Annotated in this window: 2 protein-coding genes; both read right to left on the reverse strand. The window is 61.3% G+C overall.

What is annotated here, in order from left to right; translation table 11 throughout:
• The coding region (locus tag EN906_RS34990; protein WP_164777650.1) for a hypothetical protein at positions 1 to 427 on the reverse strand (427 nt) is incomplete at its 3' end.
• A 270-nt stretch (positions 428 to 697) separates the two neighbouring features.
• On the reverse strand, positions 698 to 1,102 hold a 405-nt coding region (locus EN906_RS34995; protein WP_206529270.1), incomplete at its 5' end, for a hypothetical protein.

The raw sequence follows: 1,102 nt of genomic DNA on the forward strand, positions 1-1,102 counted from the left end.
GATCTACGGTGTGTGTGAGCTGCAGGACAAGAAGATATCGATGCGTGACCCACGTAAATACGCGTTTCGGAGCTTCAATGAAAGTTACATCCGGGAGAGGCTCGTAGAGCCAGCCCATTCCGCCCGTTACGGAATAGACGTCGATCTTTGCGCGGCCAAAGTGGCTCAGCAGATCGCGAATAAACCGGACGGCCACGATATGGTCGCCCATGCCGCCTGTTACACGAATGGCAATGCTGTCTCGTCGTTCTACGTTGATCGCTAGATGAAGTGCTAACGCCGCATTCTTGAAGCCGTTGCGCGTCCTGCGTGAGAAGCGCGTAAGGCCTCGATCTTGCCTACTCATGGCGATTCCTAAGCTTTGACGTTGAACATTCTTCCAGACGGTATCTACGCCGCCGCCGCTCCAGATGCTATCCAAGGGCATGGAGCGCTCGGCGATGCAATGATCGAGCCGGGACTGATGGCGAGGAGACCTGCGGCAGCCATTTCATTTTTCATGGCTCGGAATCCTCGCTCTGGCAGGGATCAAGACGCTTGCTGAGGGCATCCACAGACAGGACAACCGTTGGAATGCACTCGACGTTTCGACGGCCTCGAGTTCGGTGTGCCAGAAGGGCGGCGGCGTCATGCCGATCACCAACACGTCCGTCGGCTCGGCGTGGCCACCTGCGTACCGATATGCCTCAGCAGGCGGTCAAGACGCTTTGCGCGTCCCGCCGGTGGGGCCGCCGTCATTGGCCGCGCCGATCTCGCCAGCCGCCAGCAATTCGTCGAATGTCCGTTCGAGATCGGCATTGTCATCGGCTGCCGGTCCGCTGGGGGGATCCTGGCGTGTCAGCGTTTCCAGCCTTTGATGAAGCTGGCGGTTTTCATCGCGGCAACGGGCATGCGCGAGTTCGTCGGTCATGCCGCGCAAGCGGAGATCGGCGAGTTGGACCTTCACCGCGCCATAGTCTCGGCGCGCCGCGTCGCGCTCCTGGCGCAACGTCGCGATCTCGGCTTCCGAGGTTTGGCCCCGATACTCGGCCACGTCCTCGGCGCGCTGCCCGACCCTCGGCGTTGCGCGGACCACGCTTTGATCGGCGGCGCTGCGCTGGAG

The organism is Mesorhizobium sp. M7A.F.Ca.CA.004.06.1.1 (assembly GCF_003999135.1).
In the GTDB taxonomy this organism is placed as follows: domain Bacteria; phylum Pseudomonadota; class Alphaproteobacteria; order Rhizobiales; family Rhizobiaceae; genus Mesorhizobium.